Source organism: Helicobacter pylori, assembly GCF_009689985.1.
GTDB classification, from domain to species: Bacteria; Campylobacterota; Campylobacteria; order Campylobacterales; family Helicobacteraceae; genus Helicobacter; species Helicobacter pylori_CG.
Map to the genome: position 1 here is coordinate 13,096 of NZ_QBAW01000008.1, position 17,730 is coordinate 30,825.

General features: G+C 39.2%; 12 protein-coding genes, 4 tRNA genes and 1 pseudogene. 5 read left to right on the top strand and 12 right to left on the bottom strand.

Going from position 1 to position 17,730, the window contains the following annotated elements; translation table 11 throughout:
• Positions 1 to 153 precede the first annotated feature (153 nt).
• Positions 154 to 1,323: a cyclopropane fatty acid synthase gene (cfaS, locus tag DBU79_RS06210; RefSeq protein ID WP_024773516.1), complete on the top strand. Its 1,170-nt coding sequence runs from the start codon at positions 154 to 156 to the stop codon at positions 1,321 to 1,323.
• A 2-nt stretch (positions 1,324 to 1,325) separates the two neighbouring features.
• On the opposite strand, the gene DBU79_RS06215 is transcribed toward cfaS, so the two are convergent.
• From DBU79_RS06215 to DBU79_RS06280, 12 genes and pseudogenes are all read right to left on the bottom strand, one after another.
• On the bottom strand, positions 1,326 to 3,197 hold the full coding sequence (locus DBU79_RS06215; protein ID WP_154411881.1) for a mechanosensitive ion channel family protein: 1,872 nt from the start codon (positions 3,195 to 3,197) through the stop codon (positions 1,326 to 1,328).
• Between the two features lie 604 nt (positions 3,198 to 3,801).
• A tRNA-Arg gene (locus tag DBU79_RS06220) sits at positions 3,802 to 3,878 on the bottom strand.
• A gap of 17 nt (positions 3,879 to 3,895) precedes the next feature.
• Positions 3,896 to 3,972 (bottom strand) — tRNA-Arg (locus tag DBU79_RS06225).
• A gap of 60 nt (positions 3,973 to 4,032) precedes the next feature.
• Positions 4,033 to 4,109, bottom strand: a tRNA-His gene (locus DBU79_RS06230).
• Positions 4,110 to 4,176: 67 nt separating this feature from the next.
• Positions 4,177 to 4,254 (bottom strand) — tRNA-Pro (locus DBU79_RS06235).
• Between the two features lie 184 nt (positions 4,255 to 4,438).
• On the bottom strand, positions 4,439 to 5,188 hold the full coding sequence (hpaA2, locus tag DBU79_RS06240; RefSeq protein WP_154411882.1) for an HpaA2 protein: 750 nt from the start codon (positions 5,186 to 5,188) through the stop codon (positions 4,439 to 4,441).
• A 78-nt stretch (positions 5,189 to 5,266) separates the two neighbouring features.
• Entirely contained in the window at positions 5,267 to 6,793 is a 1,527-nt protein-coding gene (gene guaA, locus DBU79_RS06245; protein WP_154411883.1) for a glutamine-hydrolyzing GMP synthase, read from the bottom strand.
• Positions 6,790 to 7,287 (bottom strand): hypothetical protein, encoded by a 498-nt coding sequence (locus tag DBU79_RS06250; RefSeq protein ID WP_154411884.1) that lies wholly within the window; start codon positions 7,285 to 7,287, stop codon positions 6,790 to 6,792. The genes guaA and DBU79_RS06250 overlap by 4 nt, the downstream gene beginning before the upstream one ends.
• A gap of 160 nt (positions 7,288 to 7,447) precedes the next feature.
• Positions 7,448 to 9,839 (bottom strand): annotated as a pseudogene (locus DBU79_RS08015) (molybdopterin guanine dinucleotide-containing S/N-oxide reductase).
• A 103-nt stretch (positions 9,840 to 9,942) separates the two neighbouring features.
• Positions 9,943 to 10,533, bottom strand: a complete 591-nt coding sequence (locus DBU79_RS06270) for a DUF3972 domain-containing protein (protein WP_154411885.1) — start codon at positions 10,531 to 10,533, stop codon at positions 9,943 to 9,945.
• Positions 10,534 to 10,558: 25 nt separating this feature from the next.
• Positions 10,559 to 11,881 (bottom strand): aminotransferase class V-fold PLP-dependent enzyme, encoded by a 1,323-nt coding sequence (locus tag DBU79_RS06275; RefSeq protein WP_154411886.1) that lies wholly within the window; start codon positions 11,879 to 11,881, stop codon positions 10,559 to 10,561.
• 18 nt (positions 11,882 to 11,899) lie between these two features.
• Positions 11,900 to 12,214 (bottom strand): histidine triad nucleotide-binding protein, encoded by a 315-nt coding sequence (locus DBU79_RS06280; RefSeq protein WP_001100349.1) that lies wholly within the window; start codon positions 12,212 to 12,214, stop codon positions 11,900 to 11,902.
• Positions 12,215 to 12,294: 80 nt separating this feature from the next.
• Between DBU79_RS06280 and pheS the strand changes: the two genes are divergently transcribed.
• The 4 genes from pheS to DBU79_RS06300 are packed head-to-tail and all read left to right on the top strand — an operon-like array spanning position 12,295 to position 17,694.
• Complete coding sequence (gene pheS, locus DBU79_RS06285) at positions 12,295 to 13,281, top strand: phenylalanine--tRNA ligase subunit alpha (RefSeq protein WP_154411887.1); 987 nt, start codon at positions 12,295 to 12,297, stop codon at positions 13,279 to 13,281.
• Complete coding sequence (gene pheT, locus DBU79_RS06290; RefSeq protein WP_154411888.1) at positions 13,281 to 15,575, top strand: phenylalanine--tRNA ligase subunit beta; 2,295 nt, start codon at positions 13,281 to 13,283, stop codon at positions 15,573 to 15,575. The genes pheS and pheT overlap by 1 nt, the downstream gene beginning before the upstream one ends.
• Positions 15,576 to 15,590: 15 nt before the next feature.
• Positions 15,591 to 16,880 (top strand): 3-phosphoshikimate 1-carboxyvinyltransferase, encoded by a 1,290-nt coding sequence (aroA, locus tag DBU79_RS06295; RefSeq protein WP_154411889.1) that lies wholly within the window; start codon positions 15,591 to 15,593, stop codon positions 16,878 to 16,880.
• A complete protein-coding gene (locus tag DBU79_RS06300; protein ID WP_000403560.1) occupies positions 16,870 to 17,694 on the top strand; it encodes a 4-hydroxy-3-methylbut-2-enyl diphosphate reductase in 825 nt (274 codons plus the stop codon). Before aroA ends, DBU79_RS06300 begins: the two co-directional genes overlap by 11 nt.
• The last annotated feature ends 36 nt before the right edge of the window (positions 17,695 to 17,730 follow it).

A 17,730-nucleotide genomic window follows, 5' to 3' on the forward strand; every position in this document is an offset into this window, starting at 1 on the left:
ACCTTAAAATTGTTTAAATCTCTTAATTTTAACATGCTTTTAAAAATTTAGAGAATAGAGGTTGAATTTATGCGTATTCATGGGGTGTTTTTAGCTTAAAATTCATTATAATTGACGCTCAAAAAATTGAAAAATGAGTTAAGGAATAGACAGATGATTTCAAAATTTTTGCTCAAAAGCATGTTCAAGCAGTGGAAAAACGGCGATTATCAGGTCGTTTTTTGGGACAATAGCGTTTATAGGAATGGCGAACATTCGCCTAAATTCACCCTTAAGATCCACCGCCCCCTAAAATTTAGCGATATCAAAAAAGACATGTCTTTGACGATTGCTGAGGCTTATATGGACGGCGTGATTGATATTGAAGGCTCTATGGATGAGGTGATGCATTCTTTGTATTTGCAAACCAATTATGAGCATTTGCACAAACATGATGGCGCTAAAGCTATCCAAAAACCGATCAAAGAAAGCTCCAACATTTCTAAACATTACGATCTGGGGAATGACTTTTATTCTATCTGGCTGGATGAAACCTTAAGCTATTCATGCGCTTATTTCAAAAAAGACGATGACACCCTCCATGCTGCTCAACTCCAAAAATTAGATCACACTTTAAAAAAGCTCCATTTAAAGCCGGGCGAAAAACTGCTGGATATAGGCTGTGGCTGGGGCTATCTCTCTATAAAAGCCGCGCAAGAATACGGGGCGCAAGTGATGGGGATCACCATTTCTAGCGAGCAATACAAACAGGCTAACAAACGAGTCCAAGAGCTAGGGTTAGAGGATAAAGTAACGATCAAATTATTGAATTACCAGGATTTAGACGGACGCTTATACCGCTTTGATAAGGTGGTGAGCGTGGGCATGTTTGAGCATGTGGGTAAGGATAATTTGCCCTTTTATTTCAAAAAAGTTAAAGAAGTGTTAAAGAGAGGCGGGATGTTTTTGCTCCACTCCATTTTATGCTGTTTTGAAGGCAAGACTAACGCATGGGTGGATAAATACATCTTTCCAGGTGGCTACTTGCCCTCTTTAAGAGAAGTGATGAGCGTGATGAGCGAATGCGACTTCCACTTGCTCATGGCTGAAAGCTTACGCATCCATTACGCTAAGACTTTAGACATTTGGCGAGACAACTTCAACCACAATCTAGACCAAGTGAAAAGACTCGGCTATGACGAACGCTTTATCCGCATGTGGGATCTGTATTTAAGGACTTGTGCATCCGCCTTTAGGGTGGGGAGTGCGGATCTATTCCAATTGCTTTTAACCAACAGCGTGGATAACACTTTCCCCTTAACTAAAGAATACATCTACCAATAATTTTAGATTTTAGCCCCTTCTTTTAGGCTAACTTCTGGCAAACTCTCCACATACAAACTCTGTGATGGGAAAGCAAAACTCAAATGGTGCTTTTCCACAATCCCCATGATTTTTAACATCACATCTTCTTTGACTTCTAGCCACTCTTCCCAAACCACTGTTTTAGAAAAGCAATACACTAAAATATTGATAGAGCTGTCCGCAAACTGATCTAAAAAGACAAACAAATTATTTTTATACCCTAAAAAATCATCAATAGAAACAATATCTTTTTTAAACATGTAGCGGTAATCGCTCGCATTTTGCAAAGCACTATCGGCTCCATTAGCGATTTTAGGGTGGTTTTCTAACATTTCTTTAATGTCTTTCACGCAAAGCTGCAAAGCGCTTTGACTGGAGCTATAAGTTAAGCCTATTTCCATTTTAATACGCCTTCCCACTTTACGGCGACTCCAATTCCTAATGGGTTTTCCGGCTAATTCTGAATTAGGCACGGACAAAAGAGCGTTATCAAAGGCTCTGATCGTGGTGCGTCTTAACCCCATTTCCACCACCGTTCCCTCCACTTCACCGCACACGATCCAATCCCCTTGAGAAAACGAATTGTCTAATAATAAAATAACAGAAGCAAAAAAATTCGCCAACACATCTTTAACCGCCAAAGCCACCGCTAACCCCCCAATCCCTAAAGAAGCGATGATGGCTGAAACATTAAACCCTAGTTGTTTCAAAACCCCTAAAAGCGCGACAATAAAGATCAAAAAATACACAACTTTTAAAATCAAGTTGATCACTTCTTTTCTAAAATTGTGCGTGCTTTTGGTAGCCATATTCGTAACTAACGCTTCCCCATAGCCTTTAAAAAGCGCTATCACTAACCATGCTAAAAGCATGATATACACCGCGCCCACCCACATAGAAACTTTAGGGGGCGATGCGTTAGGGTAGTAGAAAATATCTAAAGCCACATCGCAACTAAACAGGGCTAAAAAGACAGAAACCGGCGAAACAATGCTTTTTTGCACATTGACATGCATTTTTTTATTGCGTTGCATGATTTCAAAAATCCAATCCAGCAATAAAGCTAAAAGCCAAGTGATCAACTTCCTTAAACCTAGCAATAAGGCTAAAATCGTCAAAGCAAGCGCAATCTTACTCACTTGCAAGCTATGGGCTGTGAAAGGCAAGATTTTGCTGATTTTGTTTAACACAAAATCCATATTCACTTCCATGACCAGGTTTTTAGGAAGCACTTCTTTAGGGTGGTTTTTAATGTAACGCAAGACTTCGGTATAAGTGTTCAAACGCAATTCATAATCGCTAAACATCCGCTCTAATTCATGCATTTTGACATTGTCTAAATTTTTAGGGAAAGTGTAGAGTTTGAATTGCCCTAAACGCAAAAGGAAAGCATTACTGATACTTTCCACATCTTTTTGTTCGCTAAAAATATCAATACTGCTCCTGATTTTATCTATAAAACGATACAAAATTTCATCTATCAACAAAATATCTAAAGACAATCTGTCTTTCATGAAAGTGTAGAAATCATTGCCCTTAATGCTTCTTGACAAACGCTTTTTGATTTTCTCTTGCTCTTTTAAGTTTTGATTAATATCAATACCAATTTTATCCCTTTCATTCAACACTTTAGAAGTCAAACTTTTAATCAAGTCATTCTTTTGGGTGTTATACAGAGAGATTTCAGCGCTTTTTTCAGGGTTTTTCTTGTAAGTTTCAATGACTTGATTGAGTTGGTTGATTTGATTGAGAATCAAAAACAAATCCACCGCATCTGTTTCATGCTCTTCAACCGCCCTCAAAGGATTTAAAAACAATAACAATACTAATACCCACCACAATAATAAACGCATGCAAAACCCCACTAAAACAAGATAAAATCTTTCTCATAATTTCTTGCGATTATACCAAAAATTAGGAACGCTTCACCCCATAAAGTTACCCATGCAATTTGAAAGCCCTTTTTATTTATCCCTAAAAAGCGGGCTTTAGCTCAATTGTGAGTCTCTTTTCAGATCGTTATATTGCTTGATGGCTTTGAGTATTTTTTAATTTTATGATTGGAGTTCAATTAAAAACAGAGCTTTAATTTTTAATAAATCTTGCTTTATTTAATATTTTTAATATTTTTATAGTAGGATTTCGTGCAAGTCGCAATCAAAAAGCTTTCCTTATTCGGTGCGATAAAGTCACGGATAATGCACCTATCTTTCATTCTTACATGCCTCTCATTTTTTAGGTTTTTATAACCGCTTTTATTAATGTTTCCATGTAAGATCTGTGTTTTAGAGATTCCCAACCCTATCTCTTATGATTTGGACTATTTTGATGATCAATCTTTAGAAGAAAAAACCATAAAGATGTAGTATCCTATGCCTATAAGAAAAACAAGAATTAAGAAAATGAGTAATCCCCACTCTAAAGAATCCATAACTCCTCTTTAAAGAATGTCAAAAGTGGTGCGCTTGGCAGGACTCGAACCTGCGACCTACGGCTTAGAAGGCTGTTGCTCTATCCAGCTGAGCTACAAGCGCATGATACTGGCGTTAGGTGGTGCGCCCGAAGGGAGTCGAACCCCTAACCCCCAGATCCGAAGTCTGGTGCTCTATCCAATTGAGCTACGAACGCTTACAATTCAAATAAAGAAACGACTGATATAAATTTGGTAAAACGCTTATTTTTATGAGATGGGGTGGAAGATGGGAATTGAACCCACGACCCTCAGGACCACAATCTGATGCTCTAACCGACTGAGCTACTCCCACCATTCAATGAAAGGAAGCGATATTCTACCAAAGAATTTTAAACAGAACAATAAATTATGCAAAAAAGTGGTCGGGGCGAAAGGATTCGAACCTTCGACCCCTTGGTCCCAAACCAAGTGCGCTAACCAGACTGCGCTACGCCCCGAAATTTTCACATGAAGCGTTATTATAGCTGAATTTTTTGATTTTTGAGCGTAATTTTTCAAAAATGCCGCTAAAATCAAAAGCGGCACTCAAAAATGGTATTAATCCAACTCCCCCACCCTTTTAAAAAGCTACTTTTTTAAAAACAGCTCTAAAGGATTTTTAAGCTTTTCGTTTCTTAAAAACTACTTTCGTTTTTTCATCTCGCTCGCCACTTTTTCATAATGATCCATGTGTTTTTTGCTCAATTCCCTAGAAACTTGCGCCATGACTTTATGGTAAGCCTGATTCATGATCTTTTTAATAGCTCTGTCATGGTCGGTTTCTTTAATCTTATGCACAAAAGTTTTGGGGACAAAACCTCCAGAATTGGTGCGTCGCAATTCCACTCTTTCAATCACAGCCTCAATCTTTGAAACATCAACGCCAAAACTATGGACAATATCCTCGCTACTAGGCTCAACAAAATTCAAATTCAAATACCCTGAAGACATGTCTATAACCTTTTCTTCATTAAGCACATCGCTCCCTTCTACAATATCTTCTAAAATCGCCATATTCCCATCCATGCGTAAAACAAGCAACGCTTTTTCCTTGATGTCTTGAGGGATTTCGCTAGCATCTTTGAATTGCGAAACGCTATAACCCTTCCTTTCCAAAACATTACTCAATTGAAGGGCTAAAGATTTTTCAAACTCTTTTTGATAGCTTTCAGGGATAACCTTATTGATCTCTATTTTAGGTTCGATCAAAACGACTAAATGGCTGTTTTTAGGCTCTTGCTTGCCTTTAATAGGGTAGTGGAAATGCAACTCCACTGACTCGCCCGTATTATTGTGCTGCTGCTTTGCAGGCATTCCATCAGCTAGAGCCGTATAAAACGCCCCACTCACCAATAACGATCCTAAAACTACCGCTAAACTACCTTTTTTCATTAACTTCCTTTCTTTTTTAAAATCAATTTCTAATCTTACCCAAAAAATCCCACTTTTTATCTCTATTTTTACGGATAATCATTCCCATTCAATCGTTCCTGGTGGCTTAGAGGTGATATCATACACCACTCTATTGATACCGCTCACTTCATTAGTGATACGATTAGAAACCTTTTCTAAAAAAGAATGCTCTAAAAATGAAAAGCTCGCTGTCATGCCATCGCTCGCATTTACCGCTCTTAAACAAATAGCGTTTTCATAAGTGCGATTATCCCCCATAACCCCCACAGAATTGACATTCAATAGCACGCAAAAAGCCTGCCAAACCTTGTCATACAAATTGGCCTTTTTAAGCTCTTCTATAAAAATAAAATCCGCTTCTTGCAAGCATCTGATCTTACTCTCGCTGACTTCGCCTAAAATCCTTATCGCAAGTCCAGGTCCTGGAAAGGGGTGGCGCATTAAAAAATCCTGGCTAATGCCCAATTCTTTACCCAACAAACGCACCTCATCTTTAAACAATTCCCTTAAAGGCTCTATGAGTTTAAAGTCCATCCATTCAGGCAGTCCGCCCACATTATGGTGGGTTTTGATCACTTTTGAAGGCCCTTTAACGCTCACGGATTCAATCACATCAGGGTATAAAGTGCCTTGGGCTAAAAACTCAATTTTGCCTTTTAAATGGTGCCTCTTGGCTTCTTTTTCAAACACTTCAATAAAGGTTTCACCGATGATTTTTCGCTTCAATTCAGGCTCGCTCACGCCCTTTAATTTAGACAAAAAGATTTCTTTAGCGTCTATCGTGTTTAAAGGGATTTGCAAGTCTTTAAACATCGCTTGCACCCTTTCTTTTTCATTTTTACGCAACAAGCCATGATCCACAAAAACAGCGATCAAATTATCCTTAATGGCTCTGTATAATAGCGTAGCGACCACCGTAGAATCCACGCCCCCACTCACTGCGCACAAAACCTTATCGTTAGCAATTTTTTCTTTCAATCGCGCCATTTCTCTTTGAGCGAAATGCTGCATCCCCCAAGTTTTTTCACAGCCACAAACCAAAAGGGCAAAATTTTCTAAAATCTTACCCCCTTCTTCGCTTTGAATGACTTCTGGGTGGAATTGCAAGCCAAAAATCTTGCCGTTTTCAATCGTGCAATGGGGGGAATTAGGACTTTTTGCAAGGGTAGTGAAGCCTTTAGGCAATTCTATGACTTTATCCATATGGCTCATCCACACAAGGCTTTTGGTTTTCACGCCTTCAAAAATCACAGAATCTTGAGTGATTTCTAAAACAGCCTTACCAAATTCTTGCTCGTTCGCACAAGCCACTACCCCCCCAAAAAAATCCACCAAATACTGCATGCCGTAGCAAATCCCTAAAATCGGCAAATCCAAATCAAAGATTTTCTCGCTAGGCTTGTAAGCGTCTTTAGCATACACGCTCGCTGGCCCCCCACTCAAAATCAAACCTTTAGGGGCTTTTTTTTGAATGTTTTCTATGCTTTCAAAAAAAGGGATTATTTCTGCATAAATCCCGCTCTCTCTCAATCTTCTAGCAATCAGCTGTGTGTATTGGCTCCCAAAATCTAATACTAAAATCATCGCTCATTCTTTATCTTTGCTTGTGTTTTATCATACTGGCTCTTATAATCCACTCTGTAGTTCTCAGCTAACTCAGGCACTTTTTGCACAAACCAGCGTTCTAATTTTTCTAATTCGTATCTGTAATTTCCACCTTTTGAGCAATATTGAGTATCAATCAGCGAAAACGCATAGAGCGTCTTACTTTCTTTAGACTGGAATAAAAACTCCTTATGGAATAGCGCTTTTTCAGGCATGCCGCTCATCAGAGTCTCAGGCAATAAAAAAGCGTCAAAATCACAAAGCACTTTTTTACTCAACTTATTGCTTTTGGTGAAAACAAAAACGATCTCTTTTCTCATGTCTTGTTTAAAAGCTAATGAAAGCACATTCAAAAAGGGCGGGGTTAAACTTTTATCCACCCTAACCTTAAAGGCTTTGGAATCCCCTAATAAGACCCCCATAGATAAAGCTAATCCCACGCAACATTTCAAACTCGTTTGAAAAATATTCATCTTTTATCCTTATAAGCATCAATATTGAAAACAGAAATTAAACGCATTGATTGGGTATTATAATATAAAAATTGAGAATTACGCTTTAGCTTGGCTAGCACTCAAGTCTTTAGCGCTTAAGTCTTTCTAAAACACTCTCGTGCTAGTATTTTCACTCCTTTTAAGCCCCAATAATGCTTGGTGTTGAAATGGAATGATAGGGCTTGACTAATTCATACCTTCTGAGTTTTCTGATATTAACTAAGGCGGTATTGGCTGAAATGGCTTGTGTCATGCTGCTTGTGGGGCGTAAAGAAGTGAGCGTATTCACATGCCCTGCATTGCATCGTGGGTTTCTAAACCCCCCACATCTTCTGGGTCATACCACGCCCCTTTTTGGATACTCAAAACCCCTTGACGGATATTCTTAGTTACAAACGCCCCTGCCAACAACCTCCCTCTAGCGTTAAACACTTCTACAATTTCACCATGCCTAATGCCTAATTTATTAGCGTCTCGTTCGTTGATCATCACAGGCTCTCTGCCTTGAATTTTATACACATTCCTAACCCAAGTGTTATCAAGCTGTGAATTGACACGGTATTTTGGGTGCGGAGAGATTAAATGGAACGGATAAGTCTCAGCCATTTTAGAGCCTAGCCACTCAGCTGGCTCAAACCAAGTTGGATGCCCTTTAAAATCAGCCAGTTTAAAATCCGCGCATTTTTGAGAAAAAATTTGAATTTTCCCGCTCTCTGTATCTAGCTTGTTAGCGATAGGGTCTTGCCTGAATTTCGCATGACGCACAAACTTTCTCGCATTTTCAGGGATTTCAAACTCCACAAAGCCATCCCTCCAAAACTGATCAAACGATTTCAAAGTAGGGCCATCGCTTTTTTCATAAAGGCTCTTAATCCATTCCATGTAACTCTTAGATTCAGTGAATTTCTGCTCTGTTTCATTGCCACCAATGCGTAAAGCGAGCTGTCTGAAAATCTCATAATCGTCTTTGGATTCATAAACAGGCTCTATTACCTTACGCATGGCATAAATCACATTCTTAGAATAGCTCCCTCCAAAAGTAATATCATCTCTTTCCATAGTGCTAGTGGAAGCAAAGACAATATCAGCAAATTTCGCTGTAGGCGTCCACCAAGGCTCATGCACGATCACGCAATCTAAGGTCCTTAAAGCACGAATCAGCTCGTTTGTATCAGCTTCATGCCCTAACAAATCCGTCCCGCAATTGTAGATCATTTTGATTTTAGGTAATTTGAGTTTTTTACCCATAAAATCAATTTCTTTATCCGGATTCAAAATCGCTTCAGAAACTCTAGATGCTGGAATAACGCTTTTTACAGAATTATGCCCTTGCGAAATCATAGGAACAATTCTTGCCCCAGAGCTCGCTTGAGCGTTTCCTCCATAATGCATAGAAAAGCCAAAGCCCCCACCCGATAAGCCCACTTGACCAATCATACTAGCTAAAACAATTAACGCCCAATCCGGTTGCTCGCCATGCTGAGCTCTTTGCATGGCCCAATTACCCGCTAAAAAAGTGCGCTTAGAGACAAATAAATCCGCTAATTCTTTGATTTTTTCTGCGCTCACTCCAGTGATTTGAGACGCCCATTCTAAAGTCTTAGGCACCTTATCGCTCTCTCCTAGCAAATAGGGTAAAAATTTATCAAAACCATCAGTGTATTTAGCGATAAACTCTTTATCGTATTGATTGCTTGTATAAAGATAATACATCATGCCTAGCATTAACGCTACGTCAGTGTTAGGGCGAATGGGTATCCATTCAGCGTTAAAGGCTTGAGCGGTTTCGGTATAAATGGGATCAATACTAATGAATTTAATACCGGCTCTTTTATACTTTAGGGTAGTAGCTGTCATTGACATGGTTTGGCACAAAATAATCAATGCGGTTGCACTTGAATAAATCCGCCCCCCACATGACATACACCTTACAATTTTCAATCATCTCTTCATGCGTGGTTTGTTGCGAATAAACTTCCATATCCCCTACAATCATAGGGTTTATTCTTGCGGCCGTGCCATTACTATATTCCCCATCAGTGCCAATAGCCCCCCCTAAAGTCGTGTTAAAAAAACGCCATGCTAAATGATGACAACGATGCAAACTGCCCGCATGCCCCCAACCACCATAACTGGCATTATAGATGTTTTCTTTAGGGATTTCTTTAAGCTTTTTAGCCGCTAAATCCAACGCCACATTCCAACTCACGCGCACAAACTCTTCTCTCCCTCGCAATTCTTTGTGGTTTTTTTGTTTTCTAAAAAGCTCTTACGCACGCAAGGATACTTCACCCTACTATCTGAATACACCCTATCTGCCATCGCTTTTAACATCATAGTAGGGTTATAATCGCTCTTTTGAGGGACAATATCTTTAACCACTCCATTTTGAACCTTTGCGATAAAGGGGCCAAAATGCGTTGCATGCGGAATGGATTCTACTTTTTCAAAAACACCAACAGCTTCAAAACATTAGCGCTAGCGAGCGCGAGTGGGATTTTTGTTAGGATACTTCTGCGTGAAACGGACATGGTTCTCCTTCAAGCTTGCATTCTGTTAAAACACCCCAAATTCTAACACATATTCACCTAAAATTACCGCTAATAAGCCCTCAGCATGGGCGTTAATTGAAAACTACTTTTTATTCACGCTGCTCATGTCAGCGACTTTCCCCCACATCAAGCGGTATTTCCTCTTCATAAATTCAATTTCTTCCCTCGCTTGATTGAGTTCATCGCGCAAAAGATCAATGGTTTTTTTATCTTCTTCATAGACTTCTTGCATAGAGATTAAAGCGTCTTTTAAAAACATGTTTTCATTTTTAAAGGCTGAAATCGTTTCATCTTTAGCGCTAATGACTTTATCATGCAAATTTAAAATCGTGTTAATGGTCTTTTCCACAAACACAGGCTCTAAAGAACGCCCGTTCATATCCATAGAAATCAAATTATTTTCTACCTTTTTGATTAAAGCGTTTGTCCCGCTGCTCGCATCAATTAAAAGCTTGTTGTCGCTTATTTTGCTTTTAATTTTACCGATATTCACTAATTCTAAGATCCTTTCTTTAGGAAGCCCTGAAAGGCGGCTAAACTCTTCTAATTCAATCCATGCTAAAGCGCTCAAATCTTCTAAAACCACCGGCTCTTTAGACTCTCGCTCTCTATCCTCTATCTCTTGCTCATTTTGTTGCACCGCTTGCGCTTTATTCAAATCTAAAATATCCAAATTTTTCCTTAAAAATAGTTTTAGCTTAACGCAATTTTTTAACCGCTTTTTTCAAGCTGTCTAGCAAATAATCAATATCATTTATAGAATGCGTGAAGTGCAAGCTCACTCTAAGCCATCCGGGTTTGGTGTTAAAATCGCTTGACTTTTGAGCGTTAAGATTCAATAAATCATGCCCATAAGGCCCCGCGCAAGAGCAACCTGCCCGGGTTTCAATAGCGTATTCATAGCTTAAAACCCTCGCTAAATCATAGGGCGAAATCCCTCCAATATTAAAAGCCACTACCCCCACACGACTCGCTGTTAAATTCCCATAGATATTAATAGCGGGCAAGTCTTTTAAGCCATGCATGAGCACTCTTAAAAGGTTGTTTTCTTTCTTGTGGATAAAATCCAAACCGCATTCATCTCTTAATTGATACGCTAGAGCGCTCCTGTAAAATTGCAACAATCCTGGCGTGCCAAACTCCTCCCTCAAAGGCAATTCATCAATAAATTCATGCCGTGTGCAATTAGCGTATTTAATCACGCCCCCTGCACTAAAACTCGGGGCGATTTGCGTGTCAATCAAATCTTTAGAAATGCCTAAAAGACCGCACCCTCCAATGCCCCCTAAAAGCTTATGAGGCGCATAAAAACCGGTTTGGTATTTGCAATCTTTAGGGTTAGCATGCGCGCTAAAATTCGCTAAATCCAAAGCCAAAGCGGCCTTATATTTCTCACACAATGATGAAACTTCTTTTAAAGGCGTAAGCAGTCCGGTTACATTAGAAGCCGCGCTCATAGAAACCAAGCTGTTAGGGGATTTTTTTAAAATTTGCTCTAAAATTTCTAAATCCAATAAGCCATGTTTATTTAAAGGGATACGCACCACTTCACACAAGCCTTCACGCCAGCTAATTTCATTAGAATGATGCTCATAAGGCCCTACAATCACACGCTTTAAAGCCATATCTTTCAAATACGGCTCTAAATTTTTCTTCGTTTTTGAAGGGATACACACCCCTAAAATTTCTTGAAATTTCTTAATCGCTGAGCTCGCCCCATACCCCGCGCTCAAGACGCAATGATCATCGCTCAAATTTAAAGAGCACTTTAACTTTTCTTGGCACTCTTTTAAAAGCATGCCCATTAAAATCGCATGTTTAGAAGCCACAGAATGAGCGTTCGCGTAATAAGGCAGTAAAGATTTCACGCGCTTTTCCACTAAAGCGCTCGCTAAACCCGAAGCCCCCCAGTCAAAATAAGACACCCCTTTTTTTAAAATAATGCTAGATCTAACCTGCTCTAAAGGGCTCTCATTAGGATTGAGTAAGGGGGCAAAACTCCTATTTAAAAACGCTTGCACAAAATACCACCAACGCTTTTAATGTTTATCCCCGCTTAAAATATGAAAATGCAAATGCATCACCTCTTGGCCTGCGTTTTTACCCACATTGGTTAAAAGCTTGTAGCCCTTTTCTTTGATGCCTAATTTTTCCACCACTTCAAAAATAAAACTTGTCATTTGCGCCATAAGCTCTGGGGTGATGCCATTAAAATCCTGAATGCTTTGTTTGGGGATCACTAACGCATGCACTTTAGCTTTAGGGTTAATGTCATAAAAGGATAAAAAACGCTCATTTTCTAAAATCTTAGAACAAGGGATTTCGCCTTGGATTATTTTTTCAAACACATTCATGCTTTTTTGCTCCCTTTTAAGGTTTTTCTTTTATTAAAGTTGTATTATAGCTTTTTAAAAATAAAATATAAGGATCGTTATTGCACACCTTAATAGAGCGATTAGAAAAGGTTACTAATAGCAAAGAGTTAGAAGAAGTGCGCTTGAGTGCTTTGGGTAAAAAAGGGGTTTTTGCGGATAAATTCAACCAGCTCAAAAATCTCAACGGCGAAGAAAAAAACGCCTTTGCTAAAGAAATCCACCATTATAAACAAGCGTTTGAAAAGGCCTTTGAGTTGAAAAAAAAGGCGATTTTAGAGCTTGAATTAGAAGAACGCTTGAAAAAAGAAAAAATTGATGTGAGTTTGTTTAACGCTATTAAAACAAGCTCTTCTCACCCTTTAAATCACACTAAAAATAAAATCATTGAATTTTTTACCCCATTAGGATACAAGCTTGAAATCGGCTCTTTGGTGGAAGATGATTTCCATAATTTCAGCGCTTTAAACTTGCCCCCCTACCATCCTGCAAGGGACATGCAAGACACTTTTTATTTTAAAGATCACAAGCTTTTAAGGACCCACACTTCGCCCGTTCAAATCCACACCATGCAAGAACAAACCCCACCCATTAAGATGATTTGTTTAGGCGAAACCTTTAGGCGCGATTATGATTTGACCCACACGCCCATGTTCCATCAAATTGAAGGGCTTGTCGTGGATCAAAAAGGGAATATCCGTTTCACGCACTTAAAGGGCGTGATCGAAGACTTTTTGCATTATTTCTTTGGCGGCGTGAAATTAAGGTGGCGTTCTAGCTTTTTCCCTTTCACAGAGCCAAGCGCTGAAGTGGATATTAGCTGCGTGTTTTGCAAGCAAGAAGGCTGTAGGGTTTGCTCGCACACAGGCTGGTTGGAAGTGTTGGGCTGTGGCATGGTCAATAATGCGGTGTTTGAAGCCATAGGGTATGAGAGCGTGAGCGGGTTTGCTTTTGGCATGGGGATTGAAAGATTGGCCATGCTGACTTGTCAAATCAATGATTTACGCAGTTTTTTTGAAACTGATTTAAGAGTGTTGGAGAGCTTTTAATGAAACTGAGCGTCAATGATTTGAATGTTTTTGTCAATACGCCTAAAGATATAGCCAAACTCTGTGAGGATTTGAGCTGCTTAGGTTTAGAAGTGGAAAGCTGTATCCCTTGTATCGCTCCTAAAAATGTGGTTGTGGGTAAGGTTTTAGAAAAAGCCCCCCACAAAAACGCCGAAAAACTCAGCGTGTGTCAAGTGGATGTGGGTAAAGAAGTGTTGCCAATCGTGTGTGGGGCTAAAAATGTCGCGCCAAACCAATTTGCGCCAGTCGCTTTAAACGGGGCGTTAATCGGCTCAACCACAATCGCTAAAACGGAGCTTAGGGGGGTTGAAAGCCATGGCATGATTTGCTCTAGTGCTGAATTAGGCTTCCCTAAAATCAATGATGGCATCTTGGAATTAGATGAGAGCGTTGGGGAGTTGGTTTTGGGGAAAGAATTAAACGAATACGCCCCTTTCAACACGCATGTTTTAGAAATTTCATTGACCCCCAATCGTGGGGATTGCTTGAGCGTTTTAGGTATTGCTAGAGAAATTAGCGCCTTTTATCACACGCCCCTAAAACCCATTAAGGCTTTAAATTTTACACCCAAAAGCGATTTGATCACGCTTAGCGTGGGTAAAAATATTGAATCGCATCTGGCTTATTATTTGATTTGCAACCATTCTTTAAAAACCCCTTTAAATATCAAACTTTCGCTCGCTCACAATAATGCCTTAAGCGAAAACGACCTAAACAATTTCATAGAATTTAGCGCACATTTTAGTGGGGTAATAATGAACGCTTATAGCCTGAATAAAACCCCTATGGATTTGAGCGTGAAAAACGATGAAAATAATCTTGAAAGCGTTTATATCAACCATCAAAAACGCTCCACGATCGCTATCAAGCATCAAGATCAAAAAGATTTGAGCGAGTGTTTGCTTTTAGAGGCGAGTTATATTGATCCGATTAGCCTGTCTTTAAAATTACACGCTCTAAAAGATAAAACGCTTCAAAAAGACAACGCCCTTATTTATAGGAGCGCTAGGGGGAGTAACCCTAATCTATCAGACGGCTTGAATTTTTTAAGCGCTCATTTGAAAGCCACGATTTTAGAAAGCATACAAACTGAGTATTCTTTAAAGGATCGTGCCCTTACATTCCAACTTGAAGACATTACCGAAATTTTGGGGCTTGCTGTAGAGAAAGAAAAAATTCAAAGCATTTTAAAAAATTTAGGCTTTAAAGTCAGCGTAAAAGAGCCAAACTCAAAACCCCAAATTTTAGAGGTTATTGCACCAAATTTCAGGCATGACATTAAAACGATCCAAGATATTGCTGAAGAAATTTTGCGCTTTGTAGGGATTGATAATCTAGCCTCAAAGCCCCTTAATTGTGTTAGTAGCAAAAATTCAAACCCCCATTATGACACGCACCGCTTTTTTGAAAACCTTAAACACAAGGCTCTCGCTTGCGGTTTTAAAGAAGTCATTCATTACGTGTTTTATTCTAAAGAAAAACAGCAAAAACTAGGCTTTGAAGTTTTAGAAGATCTCCTAGAATTACAAAACCCTATCACAACGGAGTTAAACACCCTGAGAACGAGCCTTGTTTGCGGGCTTTTAGACGCTAGTTTAAGGAATAAAAATTTAGGGTTTAAAAGCATCGCCCTTTATGAAAAAGGGAGCGTGTATAACGCTAAAAGAGAAGAGATCCAAAAACTAGGCTTTTTAGTAAGCGGCTTACAAAAAAAAGAAAGCTACCCTGACGCTAAGGGCAAGGCTTGGGATTTTTATTCTTTCGCTGAATGCGTTTCAAAAGTTATAGGGGATTTTAGCCTGGAAAAACTAACCGCTCAAACCCCCATTAACCACCCCTACCAGAGCGCTAAAATCATTCAAAACAATGAAAACATAGGCGTAATCGCTAAAATCCACCCTAAAGTGATCCAGGAATTAGATTTGTTTGAAAGCTATTACGCTGAGATAGATGCTTCTAAACTCAAACGCCCCGCCATGCTATTAAAACCCTTTAGCATTTACCCTAGCAGTGTGAGGGATTTGACTCTCATCATTGATGAAAACACCGCTTTTAGCAAGATTAAAAAAGCCCTAAAAGACGCTCAAATCCCTAATTTAAGCGAGATTCTACCCCTTGATATTTTTAAAGAAAGCGATAACACCATAGCCTTAAGCGTGCGTTGTGTGATCCATTCTTTAAAAAAAACCCTGAACGATGAAGAGGTCAATTCAGCCGTGCAAAAAGCGCTTGAAATTTTAGAAAAAGAATTTAACGCCCGCCTTAAAGGGTAATATAAAGGATAACATGTGATAGAGCTTGACATTAACGCTAGCGATAAATCGCTCTCACACAGAGCCGTTATTTTTAGCCTACTCGCTCAAAAGCCTTGTTTCGTGCGGAATTTTTTAATGGGAGAAGATTGTTTAAGCTCTTTGGAAATCGCTCAAAATTTAGGGGCTAAAGTGGAAAATACCGCAAAAAATTCTTTTAAAATCACACCCCCAACGACTATAAAAGAGCCCAGTAAGATTTTAAATTGCAACAATTCTGGCACCAGTATGCGTTTATACAGTGGGCTTTTAAGCGCTCAAAAAGGCCTTTTTGTTTTAAGCGGGGACAATTCCTTAAACGCACGCCCCATGAAAAGAATCATTGAGCCTTTGAAAGCTTTTGGAGCAAAAATTTTAGGGAGAGAGGATAACCATTTCGCCCCCTTAGTGATCTTAGGGAGTCCTTTAAAAGCTTGCCATTATGAAAGCCCTATCGCTTCAGCTCAAGTCAAAAGCGCTTTTATTTTAAGCGCTTTGCAAGCTCAAGGCGCAAGCGCTTATAAAGAAAGCGAGCTTAGCCGTAACCACACAGAAATCATGCTTAAAAGTTTGGGAGCTAAGATTCACAATCAAGACGGCGTTTTAACAATTTCACCCCTAGAAAAACCCCTAGAAGCTTTTGATTTTACGATAGCTAATGATCCGTCTAGCGCGTTTTTTTTCGCCCTCGCTTGCGCGATTACACCAAAAAGCCGCCTTCTTTTAAAAAATGTCTTGCTCAACCCCACTCGCATAGAAGCTTTTGAAGTGTTAAAAAAAATGGGCGCTTCCATAGAGTATGCGATTCAATCCAAAGATTTAGAAATTATTGGCGATATTTACATAGAGCATGCCCCTTTAAAAGCGATCAGTATTGATCAAAATATCGCCAGTCTTATTGATGAAATCCCCGCTTTGAGTATCGCTATGCTTTTTGCAAAAGGCAAAAGCATGGTTAAAAACGCTAAAGATTTACGGGCTAAAGAAAGCGATAGGATTAAAGCGGTTGTTTCTAATTTCAAAGCTTTAGGGATTGAGTGCGAAGAGTTTGAAGACGGGTTTTATATAGAGGGATTAGAAGATATAAGCCCATTAAAACAGCATTTTTCTAGGATTAAACCCCCCCTTATCAAAAGCTTCAATGATCACAGGATTGCGATGAGTTTTGCTGTTTTAACTTTAGCGTTGCCTTTAGAAATTGATAATTTAGAATGCGCAAACATTTCTTTCCCGCAATTCAAACACCTACTCAATCAATTCAAAAAAGGGAGTCTTAATGGAAATTAAAATGGCTAAGGATTATGGTTTTTGTTTTGGCGTCAAAAGAGCGATACAAATCGCTGAAAAAAATCAAAACAGCTTGATTTTTGGCTCGCTCATTCATAACGCTAAAGAAATCAATCGTTTGGAAAAAAACTTCAATGTGAAAATTGAAGAAGATCCTAAAAAAATCCCTAAAAATAAAAGCGTGATCATAAGAACCCATGGCATTCCTAAGCAGGATTTAGAATACTTGAAAAATAAGGGGGTCAAAATCACTGATGCGACTTGCCCGTATGTGATCAAGCCTCAACAGATTGTGGAATCCATGAGCAAAGAAGGGTATCAAATCGTGCTTTTTGGAGATATTAACCACCCTGAAGTCAAGGGCGTGATAAGCTATGCCACTAACCAAGCTCTAGTCATCAATTCGTTAGAAGAGTTGCAAGAAAAAAAGCTCCAACGAAAAGTGGCTTTAGTTTCTCAAACCACCAAACAGACCCCAAAACTCTTGCAAATCGCTTCCTATTTGGTGGAAAGATGCACTGAAGTGCGTATTTTTAACACGATTTGTAACGCAACTTCTTACAACCAAAAAGCCGCTTTGGATCTGAGTAAGGAAGTGGATATTATGATAGTCGTGGGCGGTAAAACTTCTTCAAACACCAAACAGCTCTTAAGCATCGCCAAACAGCATTGTGAAGACAGCTACTTGGTAGAAGATGAAAACGAATTAGAGTTAGCGTGGTTTAAGGATAAAAAATTGTGCGGGATTACCGCTGGGGCTTCCACGCCGGATTGGATTATAGAAAATGTCAAGCAAAAAATCAGCACGATTTAACACATTTTGAAAATTTTCTTTAAAAAAACCGCTAAT